The sequence below is a fragment of the Vibrio ezurae NBRC 102218 genome (assembly GCF_000467185.1).
GTDB classification, from domain to species: Bacteria; Pseudomonadota; Gammaproteobacteria; order Enterobacterales; family Vibrionaceae; genus Vibrio; species Vibrio ezurae.
The window spans coordinates 1-22,731 of sequence record NZ_BATM01000050.1 but is presented as its reverse complement, the minus strand read 5'-3'; the positions used below and the strand labels follow the sequence as shown (position 1 = coordinate 22,731).

Annotated in this window: 18 protein-coding genes and 1 riboswitch; of the genes, 10 read left to right on the top strand and 8 right to left on the bottom strand. The window is 43.6% G+C overall.

Annotated features, from left to right (window positions below):
• Nucleotides 1-88 precede the first annotated feature (88 nt).
• Nucleotides 89-844, bottom strand: a complete 756-nt coding sequence (locus VEZ01S_RS14405) for an amino acid ABC transporter substrate-binding protein (RefSeq protein ID WP_021714791.1) — start codon at nt 842-844, stop codon at nt 89-91.
• A 335-nt stretch (nt 845-1,179) separates the two neighbouring features.
• Between VEZ01S_RS14405 and dnaA the strand changes: the two genes are divergently transcribed.
• The 5 genes from dnaA to VEZ01S_RS14380 all read left to right on the top strand — a co-directional run bounded on the left by dnaA (nt 1,180) and on the right by VEZ01S_RS14380 (nt 8,226).
• Nucleotides 1,180-2,580 (top strand): chromosomal replication initiator protein DnaA, encoded by a 1,401-nt coding sequence (gene dnaA / locus VEZ01S_RS14400; RefSeq protein ID WP_040891091.1) that lies wholly within the window; start codon nt 1,180-1,182, stop codon nt 2,578-2,580.
• A 15-nt stretch (nt 2,581-2,595) separates the two neighbouring features.
• A complete protein-coding gene (dnaN, locus tag VEZ01S_RS14395) occupies nt 2,596-3,696 on the top strand; it encodes a DNA polymerase III subunit beta (RefSeq protein ID WP_021714789.1) in 1,101 nt (366 codons plus the stop codon).
• 4 nt (nt 3,697-3,700) lie between these two features.
• Nucleotides 3,701-4,783: a DNA replication/repair protein RecF gene (gene recF / locus VEZ01S_RS14390; RefSeq protein WP_021714788.1), complete on the top strand. Its 1,083-nt coding sequence runs from the start codon at nt 3,701-3,703 to the stop codon at nt 4,781-4,783.
• 271 nt (nt 4,784-5,054) lie between these two features.
• A complete protein-coding gene (gene gyrB / locus VEZ01S_RS14385; RefSeq protein WP_021714787.1) occupies nt 5,055-7,472 on the top strand; it encodes a DNA topoisomerase (ATP-hydrolyzing) subunit B in 2,418 nt (805 codons plus the stop codon).
• A gap of 319 nt (nt 7,473-7,791) precedes the next feature.
• Nucleotides 7,792-8,226 (top strand): Hsp20 family protein, encoded by a 435-nt coding sequence (locus VEZ01S_RS14380; protein ID WP_021714786.1) that lies wholly within the window; start codon nt 7,792-7,794, stop codon nt 8,224-8,226.
• 69 nt (nt 8,227-8,295) lie between these two features.
• Here the strand turns inward: VEZ01S_RS14380 and VEZ01S_RS14375 are convergent, their stop codons facing one another.
• From VEZ01S_RS14375 to glyQ, 3 genes are all read right to left on the bottom strand, one after another.
• Nucleotides 8,296-9,555, bottom strand: coding sequence for a valine--pyruvate transaminase (locus tag VEZ01S_RS14375; protein WP_021714785.1), 1,260 nt, complete (start codon nt 9,553-9,555; stop codon nt 8,296-8,298).
• A 126-nt stretch (nt 9,556-9,681) separates the two neighbouring features.
• Nucleotides 9,682-11,748 carry a glycine--tRNA ligase subunit beta gene (gene glyS / locus VEZ01S_RS14370; RefSeq protein ID WP_021714784.1) on the bottom strand — a complete coding sequence of 689 codons (2,067 nt, stop codon included), beginning with the start codon at nt 11,746-11,748 and terminating at the stop codon, nt 9,682-9,684.
• Nucleotides 11,749-11,750: 2 nt separating this feature from the next.
• Nucleotides 11,751-12,680 carry a glycine--tRNA ligase subunit alpha gene (glyQ, locus tag VEZ01S_RS14365; protein WP_021714783.1) on the bottom strand — a complete coding sequence of 310 codons (930 nt, stop codon included), beginning with the start codon at nt 12,678-12,680 and terminating at the stop codon, nt 11,751-11,753.
• A 281-nt stretch (nt 12,681-12,961) separates the two neighbouring features.
• Nucleotides 12,962-13,145, top strand: a riboswitch (yybP-ykoY riboswitch).
• A 2-nt stretch (nt 13,146-13,147) separates the two neighbouring features.
• Between glyQ and VEZ01S_RS14360 the strand changes: the two genes are divergently transcribed.
• Nucleotides 13,148-13,702 (top strand): TMEM165/GDT1 family protein, encoded by a 555-nt coding sequence (locus VEZ01S_RS14360; RefSeq protein ID WP_021714782.1) that lies wholly within the window; start codon nt 13,148-13,150, stop codon nt 13,700-13,702.
• A gap of 10 nt (nt 13,703-13,712) precedes the next feature.
• Here VEZ01S_RS14360 and tusA read toward each other — a convergent pair whose 3' ends face one another.
• Nucleotides 13,713-13,961 (bottom strand): sulfurtransferase TusA, encoded by a 249-nt coding sequence (gene tusA, locus VEZ01S_RS14355; RefSeq protein ID WP_021714781.1) that lies wholly within the window; start codon nt 13,959-13,961, stop codon nt 13,713-13,715.
• Nucleotides 13,962-14,183: 222 nt separating this feature from the next.
• On the opposite strand from tusA, the gene VEZ01S_RS14350 reads away from it, so the two are divergent.
• The gene (locus VEZ01S_RS14350; protein WP_021714780.1) at nt 14,184-15,125 is read left to right on the top strand and encodes a LysR family transcriptional regulator; all 942 of its coding nucleotides are present in this window, start codon (nt 14,184-14,186) and stop codon (nt 15,123-15,125) included.
• A gap of 46 nt (nt 15,126-15,171) precedes the next feature.
• Here the strand turns inward: VEZ01S_RS14350 and acuI are convergent, their stop codons facing one another.
• The 3 genes from acuI to fadB form a co-directional block, all read right to left on the bottom strand.
• Nucleotides 15,172-16,155 (bottom strand): acrylyl-CoA reductase (NADPH), encoded by a 984-nt coding sequence (gene acuI, locus VEZ01S_RS14345; RefSeq protein WP_021714779.1) that lies wholly within the window; start codon nt 16,153-16,155, stop codon nt 15,172-15,174.
• A gap of 176 nt (nt 16,156-16,331) precedes the next feature.
• Nucleotides 16,332-17,495 (bottom strand): acetyl-CoA C-acyltransferase FadA, encoded by a 1,164-nt coding sequence (fadA, locus tag VEZ01S_RS14340; RefSeq protein ID WP_021714778.1) that lies wholly within the window; start codon nt 17,493-17,495, stop codon nt 16,332-16,334.
• Between the two features lie 19 nt (nt 17,496-17,514).
• Nucleotides 17,515-19,686: a fatty acid oxidation complex subunit alpha FadB gene (fadB, locus tag VEZ01S_RS14335; RefSeq protein ID WP_021714777.1), complete on the bottom strand. Its 2,172-nt coding sequence runs from the start codon at nt 19,684-19,686 to the stop codon at nt 17,515-17,517.
• A 194-nt stretch (nt 19,687-19,880) separates the two neighbouring features.
• Here fadB and VEZ01S_RS14330 point away from each other — a divergent pair, with 194 nt between their 5' ends.
• The 3 genes from VEZ01S_RS14330 to hemG are packed head-to-tail and all read left to right on the top strand — an operon-like array spanning nt 19,881 to nt 22,510.
• A complete protein-coding gene (locus VEZ01S_RS14330) occupies nt 19,881-20,498 on the top strand; it encodes a YigZ family protein (protein WP_021714776.1) in 618 nt (205 codons plus the stop codon).
• A 7-nt stretch (nt 20,499-20,505) separates the two neighbouring features.
• Entirely contained in the window at nt 20,506-21,963 is a 1,458-nt protein-coding gene (locus tag VEZ01S_RS14325) for a TrkH family potassium uptake protein (RefSeq protein WP_021714775.1), read from the top strand.
• 10 nt (nt 21,964-21,973) lie between these two features.
• Nucleotides 21,974-22,510: a menaquinone-dependent protoporphyrinogen IX dehydrogenase gene (hemG, locus tag VEZ01S_RS14320; protein WP_021714774.1), complete on the top strand. Its 537-nt coding sequence runs from the start codon at nt 21,974-21,976 to the stop codon at nt 22,508-22,510.
• The last annotated feature ends 221 nt before the right edge of the window (nt 22,511-22,731 follow it).

Here is a 22,731-nt window from a genome sequence, read left to right as displayed (position 1 = left end):
CTTATTGCGTCTCATAGTGTAAAAAGCAAAACCCACTATCTCCGTAGAAATAGTGGGTTAAAAGCCTGATTAGGCTAAATTAAATCTATTATTTGGTGATATCTGCATCAAACCATTTGGTTGAAATTTTCGCCAATGTTCCGTCTTTACGCATTGCCGCTAGTGCATCGTTGACTTCTTTTTGTAATTTGGTGCCTTTCTCATTTTTTGCGAATGGCATCGCACTGTCGATAGTTTCAAAAGGTTTACCTGCTAATTGCAGTGGCAAGCCTGTTTTCTTGATAAGTGATAATGCTGATAAGCGGTCCATAACAAAGGCATCGGCACGACCAAGAGCAACATCATGTTCAATACCAGTGTCATAAGTCTTGATATTGATAGAGTTGTCTTTGTTGTGCTCACGTAAAATTTGTTCGAAGTTTGAACCTAGATTAACAGCAACCGTCTTACCAGATAGGTCGTCAATGGTTTTTATGCTGTCATTACCTTTACGTACCGTAATTTGCACACCGTTCACTACATAAGCGTCAGAGAAAAGGTATTTAGCTTTGCGTGCATCTGTTGGGGTAATTTGGTTTGAAATAGTATCAATACGTCCAGTTTCTAGCATACCAAACAAGCCAGAAAAATTAGACGTTACGTATTTCACATCGTAGTCATTGCGACGTGCAATTTCGTCCCACATGTCAACTTCAAAGCCTTGTAGCTTATCTTTTTCAACAAAAGTAAACGGGTAATAACGCCCTGACATACCTACTTTTATTTCTGTTGCAGCATAAGCCGCTTGTCCTAAAGTCGCAATTAGTGCGATTGAGTAAATTAACCCTTTAAACCAGTTTTTCATACTACAACTCCCCGTGTTTATGCAGCGAATCATACAGTTAAGTGAAAGTTAATCTAATACTAAAAAGTTATTAACAATAACACATCGTTTTAGTCTTTTTTTGATTCGATAGCATGTGAAAAAAGTTGGGGATAACCTTGTCTATGTGTGAGTTGATCGTCACGAATTAGGATAATTCTGTGGGTAATCCATGGGATCTTCAGTAATTGTCACGATTAATTGTGAATAACTTTGATCTTATACACTGGATCTTCGATCATTTGCTAGCGATCTTGATAATCTGGGGGTAAAATTACTGTCCTTTATTTTTAATCTACTCGTATTGTGGGGTCGATGTGTCATCTTCGCTTTGGACTCAATGTTTGCAGCAACTTCAAGAAGAGCTTCCTGCAACCGAATTCAGCATGTGGGTACGACCACTACAAGCTGAGTTAAGCGGTAATACGCTGACCTTATTTGCCCCAAACCGATTTGTGTTGGATTGGGTGCGTGATAAGTACATCAATAGCATCAATCGTCACCTGCAAGAATTCTGTGATAACGATATTCCTAGCCTAAGATTTGAGGTGGGAAGTAAACCTGTTTCTGCGCCAACCCCGGTGAAAAAAACCGCGGCGGATGTTGCTGCTGAATTTTCAGCCCCTGCGCAGCTTGCAAGACGCAGACCTGTGCATAAAACGTGGGATAACGATAGTGATGTTTCAGACATTACTTACCGTTCTAACGTTAACGTTAAGCATCGTTTTAATAACTTTGTTGAAGGTAAATCAAACCAACTTGGTTTAGCGGCAGCTCGACAAGTGTCTGATAACCCTGGAGCGGCATACAATCCATTGTTTTTATATGGTGGAACGGGTTTAGGTAAAACGCACTTATTGCACGCAGTAGGTAACGCTATTGTTGATAACAAGCCAAACGCAAAAGTGGTGTATATGCACTCTGAGCGTTTTGTTCAGGATATGGTTAAGGCATTACAAAACAATGCCATTGAAGAATTTAAACGTTACTACCGCAGTGTAGATGCGCTATTAATCGATGATATTCAGTTCTTTGCTAATAAAGAGCGTTCTCAAGAAGAGTTCTTTCATACCTTCAACGCATTACTAGAAGGGAATCAGCAAATTATTCTGACTTCTGATCGTTATCCGAAAGAGATTAACGGAGTAGAAGACCGTCTAAAATCACGTTTTGGCTGGGGACTTACGGTTGCGATTGAACCGCCAGAGCTGGAAACACGTGTCGCTATTTTGATGAAGAAAGCGGAAGATCATCAAATTCATTTAGCCGATGAAGTGGCTTTCTTTATTGCTAAACGTCTACGTTCTAATGTTCGTGAGCTAGAAGGGGCATTGAATCGTGTTATTGCCAATGCAAATTTCACCGGTCGCCCAATAACCATTGATTTTGTTCGTGAAGCGTTACGTGATTTGTTAGCACTGCAAGAAAAGCTAGTGACTATCGATAATATCCAAAAGACGGTGGCGGAATATTACAAAATTAAAGTGGCTGATCTATTGTCTAAACGTCGCTCACGTTCAGTGGCACGTCCACGTCAATTGGCGATGGCATTAGCGAAAGAGCTAACCAACCATAGCTTGCCTGAAATCGGGGATGCGTTTGGTGGTCGTGACCATACTACAGTGTTACACGCGTGCCGTAAGATAGAACAGCTTCGAGAAGAGAGTCACGATATTAAAGAAGACTACTCGAACCTAATCCGTACACTTTCATCGTAATAGGTTATTAATAGAATGAAATTCACTATTAATCGTCAGCATCTTATTAAGCCCCTACAACAAGTTTCGGGTGCTTTAGCGGGGCGTCCTGCACTGCCTATTTTAGGTAATGTGTTACTTAAAGTTGATAATGGCATCTTATCGATGACCGCAACTGACCTTGAAGTTGAACTGATCAGCCAAGTTCAGCTGGAAAATGACTTTGAAGCGGGGAGCGTTACTGTTCCTTCTCGTAAGTTTTTTGATATTTGCCGTGGTCTGCCTGACAACGCGGAAATCTCGCTATCATTGGATGGCGAACGAGTGGTTGTTCGCTCAGGTCGCAGTCGTTTTTCTTTGGCGACATTGCCTGCGATCGATTTCCCAAATATTGAAGACTGGCAATCAGATACTGAATTGACTCTGACTCAAGGGCATCTGCGCTCTTTAATCGAGAAGACCCAGTTCTCTATGGCAAATCAGGATGTGCGTTATTATCTGAACGGTATGCTATTTGATATTGATGGCAATACATTGCGCTCAGTAGCCACTGATGGCCACCGTATGGCAGTATCAGAAACCACATTAGCGGACAGTTATCCTCAGCAACAAGTGATTATCCCACGTAAAGGGGTACTTGAGCTGATGAAAATTTTAGACCAACCCGATGAAGCGGTGAGCCTATTAATTGGCGCGTCGAACATTCGAGTCAGTGTGACTAACTTTGTCTTCACTTCGAAGCTTGTTGATGGTCGTTTCCCGGATTATCGCCGCGTAATGCCACAAAATACCACCAAAACTGTGATTGCTGAGTGTGAAGACTTACGTCAAGCCTTCTCTCGAGCGGCTATTTTATCGAATGAAAAATTCCGTGGTGTAAGGGTCAACCTTTCTAGCGGAACTATGCAAATTACCGCCAACAACCCTGAGCAAGAAGAAGCGCAAGAGGTGGTTGATGTTGATTATCAAGGTGATGATTTAGAAATCGGCTTCAACGTCAGTTACGTGCTGGATGTATTAAATGCCGTGCGTTGTGAGAAAGTGTCTATTTCTATGTCTGATGCGAATGCGAGTGCCTTGATTGAGAATGCTGAAGATTCAAGCGCTCAATACGTGGTAATGCCGATCCGTCTATAACGGTATGCCTTTAAGTCGCCTCATCATAAAACAGTTTAGAAATATCGAAGCCTGCGACATTAGCCCGTCGTCAGGCTTCAATTTTCTGATTGGTGCTAACGGAAGCGGGAAAACCAGCCTTCTTGAAGCTGTATATCTTCTGGGTCATGGACGCTCTTTTAAAAGCTCTATTACTGGACGCATCATTCAACATCAATGTGATGAACTGTTCGTGCACGGAAGACTGAAAAATTCACAACAATTTGAACTTCCTCTTGGTATCAACAAGCGTCGTGATGGTACAACTGAAGTTAAGATATCCGGTGAGTCTGGGCAGAAACTTGCCGAGTTAGCTAAGGTGTTGCCCCTGCAACTTATTCATCCTGAAGGCTTTGACCTACTGACTGATGGACCCAAGCATCGTCGTGCTTTTATCGATTGGGGTGTCTTTCACTGTGAGCCTCAGTTTTATGAAACCTGGGGACGAGTGAAACGTCTCAACAAGCAGCGTAATGCGCTATTGAAAACGGCAAGCAGCTACCGAGAGCTAAGCTACTGGGATCAGGAGCTGGCAAAACTGGCTGAGATGATTTCTCGCTGGCGGGAAGAGTATGTGGCACAACTGAAAGAAGTGGCAGAGCCTTTGTGTCGTGACTTTCTGTCTGAGTTTGATGTGTCGATCTCATTCTACCAAGGGTGGGAGAGAGGTGCGGATTATGCTCAATTATTAGAAAAAAATTTCGAGAGAGATCAGCACCTTGGTTATACTTTTAGTGGCCCAAATAAGGCTGATTTGAAAATTAGAGTAAACGGTACTCCTGTCGAAGATATCTTGTCTCGTGGACAACTGAAATTGTTGGTATGCGCACTGCGTGTCGCGCAAGGCCAACACCTAACAAAGTTAACAGAAAAACAGTGTATATACTTGATTGATGACTTTGCATCAGAGCTTGATAGTCAACGAAGAGCACGTCTAGCAGACTGCTTAAAGGAAACTGGAGCACAAGTATTTGTAAGTTCTATTACAGAAAGCCAAATTGCGGAAATGAACAGTGAAAATAGCAAGATGTTTCATGTGGAACGTGGCAAAATAGAACCAGTAGAATAAGGGACAGATTATGTATGGATCCCTTTGCTATCGCTAAGCGAATTAAACAAATTTAACGAAAAATAGAGATTTAGACCGATATGGGGCGAATCCCTTAAAATATTAGGTTTAAGTCTTAGAATGCTACTTTAAGTGTTAGGGCATTAGTCTTCCTAGCGCAGTAGAACCTATTCAATATAGATGGTTGTTATCGGTATTTGCGAGTTCAACAAAGCTTCACTTTGATTGGCTGCAACATGGATGATAAAGAGACCCAAATAGAGAGTAACTCATGGCAGAAAATTACGATTCATCGAGTATTAAAGTACTAAAAGGTCTGGATGCGGTTCGTAAGCGTCCAGGTATGTACATAGGTGACACAGACGATGGAACCGGTCTTCACCACATGGTATTCGAGGTAGTGGATAACTCTATTGATGAAGCGTTGGCAGGTCACTGTAACGACATCATAGTCACTATCCATGACGACGATTCAGTTTCTGTTCGAGACGATGGTCGTGGTATCCCGACTGAACTGCACGAAGAAGAACAAGTGTCTGCCGCTGAGGTTATCATGACTGTTCTGCACGCTGGCGGTAAGTTTGACGATAACTCTTATAAAGTATCGGGCGGTCTGCACGGTGTAGGCGTTTCAGTGGTAAACGCATTGTCTAAGAAAGTTACCTTAACCATCCAACGTGGCGGTCACATTCATGCACAAACGTATCGCCATGGTGAGCCTCAAGCGCCACTAGCGGTGGTAGGTGATACAGATAAAACAGGTACAGAAATCCGTTTTTGGCCGAGTGAAGAAACCTTTACTAATATCGAGTTCCATTACGATATTTTAGCCAAACGTCTGCGTGAGTTATCTTTCTTGAACTCTGGCGTATCGATTAAATTGGTTGATGAGCGTGAAGAAGACAAATCTGATCACTTCATGTTTGAAGGTGGTATCCAAGCGTTTGTTGATCACCTAAATACCAATAAAACACCGATCATTCAAAAAATCTTCCACTTTGATAGTGAGCGAGATGATGGCATCAGTGTTGAAGTCGCAATGCAATGGAACGATGGTTTCCAAGAAAATATTTTCTGTTTTACCAATAACATCCCTCAACGTGATGGCGGTACTCACTTAGCTGGTTTCCGTTCAGCTTTGACACGTACGCTAAATACCTTCATGGACAAAGAAGGCTTTTCTAAGAAAGCTAAAGCCGCTACTTCGGGTGATGATGCTCGTGAAGGTTTGACGGCTGTTATCTCAGTTAAGGTTCCAGATCCTAAATTCTCAAGCCAAACTAAAGACAAACTAGTGTCGTCTGAAGTGAAATCAGCGGTTGAATCTGCGATGGGCGAGAAGTTATCTGAGTTCTTAGTGGAGAACCCAGGTGAAGCTAAGATTGTGTGTGGCAAAATCATTGATGCAGCGCGAGCTCGTGAAGCGGCGCGTAAAGCACGTGAAATGACTCGTCGTAAAGGTGCATTAGATTTAGCGGGTCTGCCAGGTAAACTAGCAGATTGCCAAGAAAAAGATCCTGCACTTTCTGAACTATACATAGTGGAAGGGGACTCTGCGGGCGGTAGTGCTAAGCAAGGCCGTAACCGTAAAAACCAAGCGATTCTTCCGCTGAAAGGTAAGATCTTAAACGTTGAGAAGGCACGCTTTGATAAGATGCTTTCTTCTCAAGAAGTGGCAACATTGATTACAGCGCTGGGTTGTGGCATTGGCCGAGATGAATATAACCCAGATAAACTGCGTTACCACAACATCATTATCATGACCGATGCCGATGTGGATGGTTCACACATCCGTACACTGTTGCTGACATTCTTCTACCGTCAAATGCCTGAGCTTATCGAGCGTGGCTACATCTACATCGCTCAGCCACCACTTTACAAAGTGAAGAAAGGTAAGCAAGAGCAGTATATTAAAGATGAAGATGCGATGACTCAGTATCAGACGGGTCTGGCATTGGATAACGCGGCATTATTTGTGAACCCTGAAGCGCCAGCGCTTTCTGGCGAACCTCTAGAAGCGTTAGTGACTCAATTTAATCAAGCGACTAAATTGGTTGAACGTATGGCTCGTCAATTACCAAAAGCATTGGTAGAAGAGTTTATTTATGTTCCTCGCCTAACGACTGAGCAGTGCCAAGACGAAGCGACAGTAACCGCTTGGGGTGAGCGTTTGATCGCTCAGCTGAACGCCAAAGAAGTGGGTGCAAGCCAATACAGCTTAGAAGTAGAGAAACATGAAGAGTTGAATGTTTGTCTTCCTAAAGTAGTTGTTCGTACTCACGGTGTTCATTACGAATATGTCGTTAGCTTAGAGCTATTAGCAACGAAAGAATACGACAAGCTAGCGTCACTGTCTGATGCACTTGACGGCCTGCTTGAAGAAGGTGCTTTCGTTAAACGTGGTGAGCGTACTGCGCCAGTTAGTACTTTCCTTGAAGCACTAGAATGGTTAACAAAAGAGTCTCGTCGTGGTTTATCACTACAGCGTTACAAAGGTCTAGGTGAAATGAACCCAGATCAACTTTGGGAAACCACTATGGACCCAGACACTCGTCGTATGATGCAAGTGACCATTGATGATGCTGTTAGCTCTGATCTGTTGTTCACTACTTTGATGGGTGACCACGTAGAACCTCGTCGTCGTTTCATCGAAGACAATGCACTGAAAGTGGCTAACTTAGACGTGTAGCGCTTCTGCTATTTTGTGTTAGATCGAAAGACTGGCACAGCATGAGCTAAATCAGAGTATCAATAAGCACTACCGAATAGGTGGTGCTTTTTTTTTGCAAAAAACCTTGAAAGGAGGTTTTCTCATCCCTATATCTAGTTGTGAAGAGGATGCCAGACGGGTCTTCTGAACCGCTTTACTCGCTTCGCTCTTTTAGAGGAAGGACAGCAGAAAGCACACAATTTAACTTTGTTGAAACCATGTCCTTGATGGAATGGAAACAACACCCTTGATCCGCCCACTCAGGATTAGGGCTATTGCTAATGAATAGGATAGTATTATGAGAACTGTAGATTTCACTCCTTTGTACCGCAACGCTATTGGCTTCGATCGTCTATTAAACATGATGGAGTCTTCTTCTGCCAAAAATGCTTCAGCGGGATACCCTCCATACAATATCGAACAGCAAGATGAAAACAACTACCGTATTACTATGGCGGTGGCTGGATTTGCAGATGAGCAGCTGGACATTACACAAAAAGAAAACGTACTGATTGTACGTGGTGAGCACCCAACTGAAGAGGGGAAAACCTATATTTATCAAGGAATTGCTGAGCGCAATTTTGAACGTAAATTCCAGTTGGCTGATTATGTAAAAGTACTTGGCGCAACAATGAAAAATGGTTTGCTGCACATTGATTTACAACGAGAAATTCCAGAGGCAATGCAACCACGTAAAATTGCGATTAATGGTAGCAATCTCATTAATGGATAGGGCTGACTCGTTACAATAATGAGTCATTAAACAAAGCAGTGAAAGAGCGCCGATGGCGCTCTTTTTCGTTTATGAGTAGGCTTTTATCACTTCTTCTGCGATGATTTTTATGCCATTTTGCATGTCTTCATCGTTTTGCACATAGTTCATTCTTAAGCATTGTTTCGAATGTTGCCATTCTTTCTCTTGCTGGCCAAAGAAGAAGTATTCACCAGGAACAATTAACACACCACGAGCTTTTAGGCGCTGGTATAACTCCATCGTCGTGATCGGCAGCTCATCAAACCATAACCATAAAAAGATTGCGCCTTCAGGTTTATGAATGCGGAATCTAGGATCTGGGATAGCCGATTGTAGTAGAGAAATAGCCTGAGCGGATTTTTGTTGATAGAAAGGCTTGATGACATCATCACTCAACCTCAATAAGTCATTTGACTCAATCATGTGCTGAGCAATTGTCGGTCCAATACTCCCTGGAGCTAAACCAATAATGCCATTGATATTAGTGAGTGCTTGCGTAATCTCTTCATTGGCTATCACTATGCCACATCTGACACCAGGTAAGCCTAGCTTAGAGAGACTCATACAAAGAATCGTATTGTCATTCCAAAATGGTGTCGCGTGCTCAAATACAATATTAGGGAAAGGTGTGCCGTATGCATTGTCCAGAATCAGTGGAATATTGTGCTTTTTCGCCAACTTATCTAATTTATACACCTCTTCATCGGTGAGCAGGTTCCCTGTTGGGTTTGTTGGTCTAGAGGCACAAATCGCGGCCACAGAGTCATCGATTTCTATTTGAGAAAAATCAACGTGATATTTAAATTGTTGATTATCAAGCAGTTCAATTTCTGGCTTATAAGATACGAAAATATCATCTTGAATTCCGGAGTCGCAATAACCGATATATTCAGGAGCCAGAGGCAACAGAATTTTTTTATGTGACCCGTCCGGTTGTTTACCTGCAAGGAGATTAAATAGATAGAAGAAAGCGCTTTGGCTACCATTGGTTAAAGAGATATTTTTCTCGCTAATATCCCACCCATAAGTCTCTTTGAGTAAGGCTGCGAGTCCTTTTACAAAGGTGTCTTTTCCTTGAGGTCCATCATAATTAGCCATGGCCGCAACTAATTCACCACTGCTGAGCATTTTACGGGTTGTCTCAGAGAAGTAATCCAACATTTCAGGAATGGCAGCAGGGTTTCCACCGCCTAGCATTAGTGCTCCTGGGGTGCGCAAACCATCGTTCAAGTCACCCATTAACTGAGTGATCCCTGAGTTTCGGTTAAATTTTTCCCCGAACGTTGAATAAGTGTTGGAAGAAGACATATTGGCCCCAATTCTTTGTAAATTTATACAGGAAAGAGATCAACATTAGCTTAGTCGAAGGGGAATACTCAATAGTTAAATGCGTATTTATAATAAAAAGCCCAGCGAAAGCTGGGCTTGATAAGATTATTTCTGCAGAAGAGAAATATCGGCAATTTGTAGGAATAAATTGCGCAGCTTGTTCAGTAGCGTTAAGCGGTTCTTTTTCAGAGCTTCGTCATCGGCCATAACCATAACGTTGTCAAAGAATGCATCAACAGGCTCACGTAAATCAGCCAGTTTGCTTAGTGCTTGTTGGTAGTCACCCGTAGCGAAAGCAGGTTCAAGTGCTTCAGCCATCACTTCAACGTTTTCAGCCAGTGCTTTCTCTGCATCTTCTTGAAGAAGCGAAAGATCGATTTCTTCAGCTAATTCGCCATCAAACTTAGCAAGGATATTACCTACACGTTTGTTCGCGGCAGCCAATGCAGTTGCAGCTTCTAGACCACGGAAGTGAGATACCGCTTTAACACGTTGGTCAAAATCAGCAGGTTTAGTTGGGCGACGAGCCAATACCGCTTGGATAATATCAATGCTGAAGCCAGCATCTTGATACCAAGAACGGAAACGACCTAGCATGAAATCAAGTACGTCGGCTTCTACGTTTTGGTTAGTCAGTTTATCGCCTAGCTGTGCTTTTGCTTCGTGGATCAGGTCAACAAGGTCTAGCTTGTAGCCATTTTCTACGATGATACGTAGTACACCTAGTGATGCACGACGTAGTGCAAATGGGTCAGAACCTTTTGGTGCTTGACCAATGCCGAAGATACCAACAATAGTATCTAGCTTATCAGCCATAGCTACAGCAGAAGAAATACCTGTGCTTGGCAAATCATCCCCAGCAAAACGAGGCATGTATTGCTCGTAAAGTGCTAGAGCCACTTCTTTATCTTCGCCGTCATGAGTTGCGTAGTGCATGCCCATAACACCTTGGGTATCGGTAAACTCGAATACCATAGAAGTCATTAGGTCACATTTAGCCAGTAGACCAGCACGCGTGGTTTTTTCTACGTCAGCGTCGATTTGCTTAGCAATGTAACCGGCTAGGGCTGTAATGCGATCGGTTTTATCTTTGATCGTACCCAGTTGTTTTTGGAAAACAGCTTGTTCTAGTTCAGGAAGACGATCGATCAAAGGACGTTTACGGTCGGTATTAAAGAAGAACTCCGCATCCGCTAGACGAGGACGAACCACTTTTTCGTTACCTTCGATAACTTGACGAGGGTCTTTAGATTCGATGTTAGAAACAAAGATAAAGTTAGGCAGTAGCTTTTTGTTTTCGTCATAAACAGGGAAGTACTTTTGGTCACCTTTCATGGTGTAAACCAAAGCTTCAGAAGGTACTTTTAAGAACTCTTCTTCAAACTTCGCTGTCAGTACCACTGGCCATTCAACCAAAGAGGTCACTTCTTCAACGAGATCGTCTTCTAGGTCAGCCACGCCGCCAACCGCTGCTGCGGCTTTTTTAGAATCGGCTAGGATAATTGCTTTACGTGCTTCGTAATCGGCCATTACTTTACCGCGCTCTTCTAATAGAGCAGGGTATTGATCGGCTGAATCGATAGTAAACTCTTGCTCACCCATGAAGCGGTGACCACGGATAGTACGACCGGATGCAACGCCAAGGATCTTACCTTCGATAAGCTCATCTCCAAGCAGTACCGTCAGTGTTTTTACTGGGCGGATAAAGTGAATGTCTGAGTCGCCCCAACGCATTACTTTAGGGATAGGCAGTCCAGTTAGCGCTTTAGCCGCAATATCTAGAACCAATTCTTGAACTGGCTTACCTTTTACTTCTTGTTTGAAAAGAAGCCATTCGCCTTTGTCTGTTTTAAGACGCTCAGCTTGCTCAACAGAAATACCGTTGCCGCGAGCCCAGCCTTGAGCCGCTTTAGTAGGGTTGCCGTCAGCATCAAATGCCACTGAAATTGCAGGGCCACGTTTCTCAACCACTTTGTCTGCTTGGCCTTCAGCCAGGCTAGTCACTTTAAGTGCAAGACGACGAGGTGCTGCGTACCATTTTACGCCTTCGTGAGAAAGCTCAGCCGCTTTAAGACCCGCTTCAAAGTTAGAAGCAAATGCTTCTGCTAGAGAACGAAGTGCTGTTGGTGGTAGCTCTTCGGTACCCAGTTCAATTAGAAAATTCTTCGCCATGATTATTTGTCCTCGTTCTTAGCTACAGGTCGACACATAGGGAAGCCAAGAGCTTCACGTGACGCGTAGTACGCCTCTGCAACTGCTTTAGTCAGATCGCGAATACGAAGGATATAACGTTGACGCTCTGTTACTGAGATAGCTTTACGTGCATCAAGTAGGTTGAATGCGTGACCAGCTTTAAGAATACGTTCATAAGCAGGAAGTGGTAATGGCTTGTCTAGTGCCAATAGCTCTTTACACTCTTTTTCACACTGCTCAAAGAAACCAAATAGGAAGTCCACATCAGCGTGTTCAAAGTTGTAAGTAGATTGCTCAACTTCGTTTTGGTGGAAAATATCACCGTAAGTAACTTTAGAGCCATCGGGTGCAACGTTCCAAGTCAGGTCGTAAACAGAGTCGACTTCTTGAATGTACATTGCTAGACGTTCGATACCGTAAGTGATTTCGCCAGTAACAGGCTTACACTCTAGGCCGCCAACTTGCTGGAAGTAAGTAAACTGGGTTACTTCCATGCCGTTTAGCCAAACTTCCCAACCAAGACCCCAAGCACCCAACGTTGGGTTTTCCCAGTTGTCTTCTACGAAACGAATATCGTGAACCAGTGGATCGATACCAAGCACTTCAAGAGAGCCAAGGTACAACTCTTGGATGTTATCTGGAGAAGGTTTAAGAGCAACCTGGAATTGATAGTAATGCTGCAGGCGGTTTGGGTTCTCACCGTAACGTCCGTCAGTTGGACGACGTGAAGGTTGAACGTATGCCGTTGACATTGGCTCTGGGCCAAGTGCACGCAGACACGTCATTGGGTGAGAGGTGCCAGCACCTACTTCCATATCTAGCGGTTGAACAATAGTACATCCGTTTTGAGCCCAATAATCCTGCAGCGCGAGGATCATTCCCTGGAAGGTTTTGATATCGTATTTATGCATAGTCGTTTCGCGCGATTCTTTTGTCTGAATATGAAATAACTTTGAATTATACCCAGATATTAAGGTGGGGAGTAGTGAAAAAACCGTCAATTCACGTATCGAGAACAAGACGGGTGCAAAATAAAGCCCCTCACTTTCATGGTTTACACAATATAGTGAGAACCGTGCCCGTGGCTTTGTGTCAATGATGGTGAACTGACTGCCTTAAAAATAAGGAGATAGAAAAGGCCAAGCGTGAAAGGGTTTTGCTGTTGCACTGCAATTGAATGATCTATAAAATCCCCACAATCTTTGGGGAGTAGCTTACCGAGACTGCAAGTCCGGTTCGTCCGTCAACATAATTGATGCAAAATCATCATGGCGTTCGAGACTCTTTGTTTAGCAAGACCTTAGATAAGAATCGCTATCCTTGGTGGGAGAGTGGTGCTTATCTATTGTTTGTTATCTCCCACCTTAAAGAGAGTCATTTGAGCGTTCTAGCCATTTCTATTACCACAGTTGCTTTAGCTGAAATCGGTGATAAAACCCAACTTTTAGCCCTTCTACTTGCCAGTCGCTACCGTAAGCCACTGCCTATCATTGCTGCTATCTTTTTTGCGACGATTGCCAACCACGCTGTAGCGGCTTGGTTAGGTGTTTTGGTATCTGACTTGTTAACCCCTGAGGTTCTGAAGTGGGTTTTAGTGGTGAGCTTTGCTTTAATGGCGCTGTGGATTTTAATTCCCGATAAACTAGATAGTAATGAATCGATATCCAGTAGGGGGCCGTTTGTAGCCAGTTTTATTGCTTTCTTTGTAGCTGAAATAGGCGATAAAACACAAATAGCGACATCGATTTTAGGTGCTCAGTTTGCGGACGCATTATGGATGGTGATATTGGGAACAACGATCGGGATGTTGCTGGCAAATGTCCCTGTTGTGCTCATCGGGAAGTTTTCAGCGGAGCGACTGCCTTTGGCTCTTATTCGTAAAATAACGGCTGCACTGTTTTTGGTGTTAGCGATAAGCGCAGCAATCTATTAATTCGATAAGGTTAAGCTAGCCCTTTTTTGATCAAATATTGAAATGGGGCTGAATCTGTTTTCTCTGCGATAAGCTGATGATCCATAAAGCGACAAAAGCTTGGAATATCACGGACTGTTGAAGGATCGTCGGCTTTAACTAGCAACACATCCCCTTCTTGCATAGTACGGATGGTTTTTCTGACCATCATAACGGGTTCAGGGCAGCGCAATCCTTCTGCTTCTAAAACGTGATTGGCCACTTCTGGATTAAAAGACATGGTTTCTCTCCCAAAAAATGAGACAGCGATCATACTTAAGTATAAAAAATATTCAATATTAACTTCGGCAACAATAGCGGTAGTGGCCCTCTGGTTTAACTTCCACTTTACAGTACGGTAGCATTTGCCATTATTTTATGGCTTTTGCAGTGCCTATTATGGGTAAACAGGATTTCGCTTAACTGGTAATATGCAGATAAGCTTTGTCTGTATTGAGGTCAAATGGAACTAGAAGAGATTTATCGTCGCGACCTTAACTTATTGGTCGCTTTGCGAGTGCTGGTGGAAGAAGGCAGTGTCAGCCGAGCCGCCATTCGGCTCAATTTGAGCCAGTCAGCAATGAGTCGAGTATTGGGCCGTTTGCGAGAGTTGCTTAATGATCCTTTGTTTACTCGTAATGGACAAAATCTCATTGCGACGGAAAAGGCATTACAGATCAATGAGCAAATTCAGTTCCCACTTGAAGCGATCAGAGAATTGCTGACGCCAACGGATTTTGACCCATCTCAGTGTTCACAGCGATTTGTTGTCGCCACAACCGACTACGCTATGCAAACGATTTTGCCTTTTGCGTTGTCTAAGATTTATGACTTAGCTCCAAATATCTCATTGGATTTTCAGCCACTACAGCATGACAATATTTATCATCAGCTAACGGCTGAAAGGGTGGATATGGCTATCTGCCGACCGGTTTCTGAAATAGAGCCTCTGCGTAGAGAAGTATTAGGAAAAGTAGGGGTCACTTGTTTAGTTTCTAAGCACCATCCTTTAGCGGATAAAGCACTAACCTTAGTGGACTTTTTAACTTTACCACACGCAATGATTGCGATTAGTGACGGGGTGAAAGCGTTAATCGATGACAGTTTGCGTGCGCATGGCAAAATGAACTTAGTGTTGCGTGCTTATCACTTAGAGGCTGCACTTGCCATCGTCGATCGCCTGCCGTTAGTCATTACGGTACCGGCAGATATCGCTTACTTAGTAGCAGAGAGACACGATTTAGTCGTTAAGACGCTACCATTTGAATTTATTGCGTTTGATTATTCTCTGATTTGGCATTCAAGGTGTGATACTTCACCTGCGCAAAAATGGCTTCGAGCGGTGTTAAAAAGTGAGTGCGGAAAATTAATAGAAAAGCGGGTGATGGATATGGGGTTGGAGTAAGCCAGCAGACAACTCCGCTGGCTCATAGATTGCTGCCCCCAGCAAACTAACTCACTTTAATTACGACACGTCCTGTGATTTGACCATTAGTAATGTCGTTTGCTGCCTGAATGGCATCTTCCAGGTTAATTAGCTTAGTGGCTTGTTCGTAGAATGATGCAGGTAGCAATTCAACTAGACGTTCCCATGCTTGGATGCGTTTTTCTCTTGGGCACATAACGGAATCAACACCTTGCAGGCGAACGTTACGTAGAATAAACGGCATTACTGTTGTAGGAAGGTCGAAACCGCCTGCTAGACCACATGCGGCTACAACACCGTTGTAGTTAGTTTGAGTCAGTACTTTAGCCAGTACTTTGCTACCTACAGTATCGACGGCTGCAGCCCAAAGTTGACGCTCTAGTGGTTTTGCTGGCTCTTCTAGTTCAGAACGTTCAACGATGCGTGATGCGCCTAAGGCTTTTAGAAGCTCGCCATTTTGTGATGAACGACCTGTCACAGCTGCGACTGAGTAACCCAGTTGGTTTAGTAGAGTGACAGCTACGCTACCCACACCACCACTTGCACCTGTTACTAGCACTTCGCCATCTTCAGGTTTTACACCACCGTCAACGATAGCTTGCACACAAAGCATGGCAGTAAAGCCCGCTGTACCTATACTCATTGCTTGTTGGCCAGAAAGACCGTCAACTAAAGGAACCAACCAATCACCTTTAAGACGTGCTTTCTCAGACATGCCGCCCCAATGATTTTCACCGACACCCCAGCCAGTAAGAACCACTTTGTCACCTGCTTGATAACGATCATCTTCAGATGTGGTTACTGTGCCGACTAAGTCAATACCAGGAACCATAGGGAAGTTACGAATGATCTTGCCTTTACCTGTAATCGCTAGGCCATCTTTATAATTTAGAGAGGTATAGTCTACAGCGACCTCTACATTACCCTCTGGTAATTGCGATTCATCAACTTGCTCAATTGCAGCAAGGGTTTTTTTATCTTCTTGGTTTAGAACAAGTGCTTTGAACATCAGTTACTCCAAAGGGGTTATGTATTTGATTGCCAGTAAGTCTAGAGAACAAATAGCAATAAAAAAAATGATTTGTCATCATTCTAACTATGCATTAAACGCATTGATTAAATAAAAGGTATGATTTTGTGGTTAATAAGCCACCTATAATGTTAGGTGGCTTATTGATGAGGAGGTTATGGTCGTTCAAAAACAGTGGCAATCCCTTGGCCTAAGCCAATGCACATGGTTGCTAGACCGTATTTGGCGTCTTTGCGCTCCATGAGATTAATCAGAGTAGTCGATATCCTTGAGCCTGAGCAGCCAAGGGGGTGCCCTAACGCAATCGCCCCTCCATTTAGGTTAACCTTCTCATCTAAAACCTCTAGTAGACCAAGGTCTTTCGCTACAGGTAGTGCTTGAGCGGCAAAGGCTTCGTTGAGTTCAATCACACCCATGTCCTCGATACTCAGTCCGGCACGTTGCAGTGCTTTCTTGGTCGCAGGTACAGGGCCATAGCCCATAGTTGCTGGGTCGCACCCAGCAATGGCCATAGATTTTACTTTAGCGCGAATGTTGAGACCAAGCTGTAATGCTTTGTCTTCACTCATGAGAAGCATGGCTGATGCGCCATCAGACAGGGCAGAGGAGGAGCCTGCGGTAACGGTGCCATTGACAGGATCAAATACCGGTCTTAGTTGCGATAAGCCTTCAACCGTTGTTTCTGGGCGAATGACTTCATCATAATCCAGTGAGATAAGTGAACCATCAGCGGCATGCGCTTGAGTAGCATAAATCTCCGATTTGAATGCACCGCTTAACGTGGCCTGATGAGCTCTTGCGTGGGAGCGGGCGGCAAACTCATCTTGTTGCTCTCGTGGTATGCCGTGTAACTTACCTAGCAGTTCCGCAGTCAATCCCATCATTCCTGAAGCTTTGGCGATGCTTTTCCCTAACCCATCATGAAAATCAACGCCATGATTCATAGGGACGTGGCCCATATGCTCTACACCGCCAACAATACAAATATCCGCGTCACCCACCATAATAGAGCGACTTGCATCGTGTAGCGCCTGCATAGATGAACCGCATAGTCTGTTGACTGTCACCGCACCTACTTCAATAGGAAGACCTGCTAATAGGGAGGCGTTGCGGGCAATATTAAACCCTTGCTCAAGGGTTTGTTGTACACAGCCCCAGTAAATATCTTCAATTTCTTTCGCGTCGACTTTAGGGTTTCGCTTTAACAGTCCTTTCATTAGGTGTGCCGAAAGGTCTTCCGCGCGAGTATGACGAAATGCCCCTCCTTTTGAGCGTCCCATTGGAGTACGGATGCAATCAACAATTACGACATTTTTCATTTCTCATTCCTCTTATTGATTACAAGCTGGTGGATTGTTGGTTGGTGTAAAAGTTATCGCCAGAGCTCGCCATTGTGTATAGCAATTGTGGTGCTTTATACAGAGGGCCTAGTGATTGATATTTTTCACATAAAGCAAGGTAGTTGTTGATGCCTAAGCTATCTAGATAACGGAATACACCACCTCTAAAGGGAGGGAACCCTAAACCGTAGACCAGTGCCATATCCGCTTCTTGTGGTGACGCTATGATGTTTTCTTCAAGGCAGAGAACCACTTCATTGATCATTGGAATCATCATGCGTTGAATTAATTCTTCATCAGTGAATGTTTGTTGTGGGGTGTTCAGTGCGGCTAAACACTGCAAAACCTCCGAATTAAAGGTTTTCTTAGGTTTACCTTTTCGGTCAGGCTGATATTCATAGAAACCCAAGCCATTTTTTTGTCCGTAACGTTTTTCGGCAAAGAGTAGGTCTATAGCGTCAGTGGTTTGCTTCGCCATACGCTCAGGAAACCCTTCGGCCATCACTTTTTGTGCGTGATGTGCTGTATCTAGCCCTACAACATCCAACAAATAAGCCGGCCCCATTGGCCAACCAAATTGGCGCTCCATGACTTTATCTATGTGCTGGAAATCAGCGCCATCATTGACCAGTTGACTAAAACCATTGAAGTAAGGGAATAAAACACGGTTGACAAAGAAGCCGGGACAATCGTTGACCACAATAGGGGATTTCCCCATTTGTGCGGCGTAAGCTACTACGCGATTAATGGTGTCCTCTGAGGTCTTTTCTCCGCGAATAATTTCGACTAAAGGCATGCGATGGACGGGGTTAAAGAAGTGCATGCCACAGAAATTTTCCGGTCTTTGCAGAGATTGAGCTAATAAGTTGATAGGGATTGTGCTGGTGTTTGATGTGATGACAGCATCTGGGCTGACATGTTGCTCTACTTCAGCAAGTACACTGGCTTTAATTTTTGGGTTTTCGACAACGGCTTCTATTATTACATCCGCCTGTTCAATGCCGGCATAATGCAGACTTGGGGTAATAGAAGTCAGTACTTTAGCGACTTTTTGTGGTTTGATGCGACCGCGTTCTAAGCGAGCATTCAGTAGTTTTGACGCCTCTTCTAGCCCTAGATCAAGAGAAGGCTGAGCAATATCTTTCATTAATACAGGGACGCCTTTCAATGCGGATTGATAAGCGATACCTCCCCCCATAATCCCAGCTCCAAGTACTCCTGCTCGTAGCGTGGGCTTCGTTGAGGCTTTTGCTGCTTTTTTGGCGAGCCCTTTTATATACTGATCGTTTAGGAATAAGCCGACTAAAGAGGTTGCGACCTCAGTTTGGGTAAGTGTAATGAAATTTTCTCTTTCTATATCTAGGGCTTCATCCCTGGAACATTGAGCGGCTTGTTCGATGGTTTTGACTGCCATCATAGGTGCAGGGTAGTGTGGCCCTGCTTTTTGAGCGACCAGTCCTTTAGCGGTCGTAAAGCTCATCATAGCTTCAAGCTTTCCAAGACCAAGGGCCGATGTTTTGTTTTGTCGACGCTCTCGCCAATCAATAATGCCTTGATTGGCATCTTTAATAAGAGCTACAGCGGCACTAAAGAGCACTTCGGTCTCAACAATGGCGTCAATTAAACCGATTTTTAGTAGTTTATCAGCACGCTTTGAACTTCCCGCGGTGATAATCTCCATGGCATTATCTGCGCCGATTAAACGAGGCAGTCGCACTGTTCCACCAAAACCGGGCATAATGCCTAACTTTGTTTCTGGTAGACCAATATTGGCGGTGCTATCAGCCAGTCGGAAGTCAGTGGCAAGAATGGTTTCACAGCCGCCTCCAAGAGCATGGCCTTTGATGATAGAGATTGTTGGAACCGGAAGATCCTCAAGACTGTTGAAGATAGAATTTGCAAACCTTAGCCACTGATCGAGTTCCTGTTTCGGCTTTGCAAATAGCCCAAGAAATTCAGTGATATCAGCTCCGACAATAAAGGTGTCTTTGTCGCTTGAGAGTATGACGCCTTTCAGATCGGCAAGTTGCTGTATTGCTTTAATTCCAGCATCTAATGCTTCAAGGGTTTTCAGATCGAGTTTATTCACTGAGTTATCCCCACAAAAGCATATTTCAACTATGCCATCTTGGTGTTGTTTGACCGTGAGGGTCTCTGCTTGATAGATCATCCGTGTTCTCCATAAATCGAGTTAGCCTAGTGGCTAGACATATCGTGGTATGACCAGTCAAGTCTGGCTCTGTAATAAATAAATATCAATACATTTATTTAACAATTAATCAACAATGTGTGTTGTGTGCCACTATTAATCGAAAGTGCTTCTCGTGATAAACTGTTTCAATTACCTCAAAACACACAGATCTAATGAACGTCTCTCCTTATTTAATACCGGCCAAATCAATGATTTTTGAAGAAGAAATCAAGAAGAGTCAGTTTATTACCTACTTAGCTCACACTCCGTCTATTGAAGCCGCCAAAGCATTTGTAGATGAAATAAAGGCAAAACATAATGACGCGAGGCACAATTGCTGGGCATTTGTTGCTGGTCGACCTGAAGACTCAATGAAGTGGGGATTTAGTGATGACGGAGAGCCGTCGGGGACAGCAGGAAAACCGATTCTTGCCCAACTGACCGGCTCGGGCGTAGGAGAGATCACGGCGGTGGTGACTCGTTACTATGGCGGCATTCGTTTAGGTACGGGTGGTTTGGTAAAGGCGTACGGTGGCGGGGTACAGCAGGCATTAAAACTGCTCGAAAGTATAGAGAAGAAGATCACCACTCAGTTAATCGTAGAAGTAGACTACTCTCTCATATCATTAACTCAGTCTATTATGGCGCAGTATGGTGCAGTGGAAATCGATGCTACTTATGATATTAGCGCTAAACTGACCGTGGAGATTGAAGTTCTGCATGAAAGCGACTTCATTTTGACGATGACCAATAAAACCGGGGCGAGAGCCTTAATTTCAAGGATGAGCTAACCCTAGTATGCAGTTTCGTTCCATTATTCGAATAGTAGGTCTGCTACTCGCACTCTTTAGCCTCTCTATGCTAGCGCCTGCTGGCGTAGCTCTCATCTATAGAGATGGTGCAGGTGTTCCCTTTGTCGTAACTTTCATCATTTTATTGATTTGCGGTTTTGTATGTTGGTTCCCTAATCGTCGCCAGAAGCGAGATTTAAAAGCTCGAGATGGCTTTTTGATTGTGGTGTTGTTCTGGACGGTTATTGGCAGTGCAGGCTCGCTTCCTTTTCTGCTGGTGGATAGTGCTTCGGTCAGTGTCGCCGATGCTTTTTTTGAATCGTTTTCGGCATTGACCACCACAGGTGCTACGGTTCTTGTTGGATTAGATGACTTACCCAAAGCCATCCTTTTTTATCGACAGTTTCTACAATGGTTTGGTGGGATGGGGATCATTGTATTGGCCGTGGCGATTTTGCCAATGCTTGGCATTGGTGGTATGCAGCTATATAGGGCTGAAATCCCAGGTCCAGTAAAAGACAGCAAAATGACGCCAAGGATAGCGGAGACGGCTAAAGCGCTTTGGTATATCTATCTTAGTTTGACAGTTGCTTGCGCTATCGCTTTTTGGCTTGCTGGAATGACCTTCTTTGATGCGGTAGGGCATAGCTTCTCAACCATTGCGATTGGGGGATTCTCCACTCACGATGCCAGCATGGCTTATTTTGATAGCTATGCGATTAATATGATTACTGTTGTCTTCTTATTAATTTCTGCGTGTAACTATTCATTGCACTTTGCCGCTTTTGCGTCGGGAGGAGTGCATCCTAAATACTATTTAAAAGATCCTGAGTTTAGGGCCTTCATCTTTGTACAAGTCGTGTTGTTCCTCATCTGTTTTCTGGTGCTATTAAACCATCATAGCTATGACACCTATTATGAAGCCTTTGACCAAGCTCTTTTCCAAAGTGTCTCTATTTCTACAACGGCAGGTTTTACCACAACCGGTTTTGCTCAGTGGCCTTTGTTCCTTCCTATGCTTTTGCTTTTTTCATCCTTTATAGGAGGGTGTGCAGGTTCTACAGGGGGGGGAATGAAAGTCATCAGAATACTTCTTCTTACCCTACAAGGGTTTCGAGAATTAAAGCGTTTAGTTCACCCACGAGCGGTATTTACGATAAAACTGGGGAGTAAAGCACTTCCTTCTAAGGTTATTGATGCGGTATGGGGGTTCTTCTCCGCTTATGCACTTGTGTTTGTCGTCTGTATGTTGGCATTGATCGCGACTGGCATGGATGAGCTCAGCGCATTTTCCGCCGTTGCGTCAACGTTAAATAACCTTGGCCCTGGTTTAGGGGAGGTATCGCTACATTATGGTGATATCAGTGACTCTGCAAAATGGATATTGGTTATCTCTATGTTGTTTGGTCGATTAGAGGTATTCACTCTATTAATTCTATTTACTCCATCGTTTTGGAAAAATTAAGGAAAGAACATTGAAAAAGGCGGCATTGCTGTACTCCACTAGTGACGGTCAGACGAAAAAGATTTTGGCGCATATAGAAAGCGATCTAGAAGGGTTTACCTGTGAATCTTTTGATCTCTCATCAGTAAGCAGTATTGATTTGCTTGCTTTTGATCGTGTGGTGATTGGGGCGTCTATTCGTTATGGGCATCTAAATAAGAAGCTATACCAGTTTATTGAAAAAAACCTATCACAATTAGAGCAAGTGAATGCGGCATTCTTTTGTGTCAATTTAACCGCGAGAAAAGAAGAGCAAGGCAAAGATACTCCAGAGGGAAGCGCCTATATTAAAACCTTCCTTAAAAAATCACCTTGGCAACCAAAACTCATTGGTGTTTTTGCTGGGGCTCTTCTTTACCCAAGATATAACTTCTTAGACAAATTTATGATTCGCTTAATTATGTCTTTAACTGGGGGCGAAACCGACACCACAAAAGAAGTTGAGTATACCAACTGGCAAAAGGTCTCTTTGTTTAGTCAAAAAGTCGTAAAAATGAGCGGTAATTAAGCGTTTTTAGAGCGTATTGTCGTAAAATCAACCGAACAGAAATAAATTCAAAAAAAACCTTAAAAAACGCTTGCCAACGTGACGCAGGTCTCTATAATGCGCCCCACTGACACGGCAACAGCGACAACGCTTCGCAGTGATTCAGTCGGCAAATTAGCTGAACCATTTGAGTTTAACTTCTCTTAGAAAATAAATTCAAAAAAGTGTTTGACACTACGGTT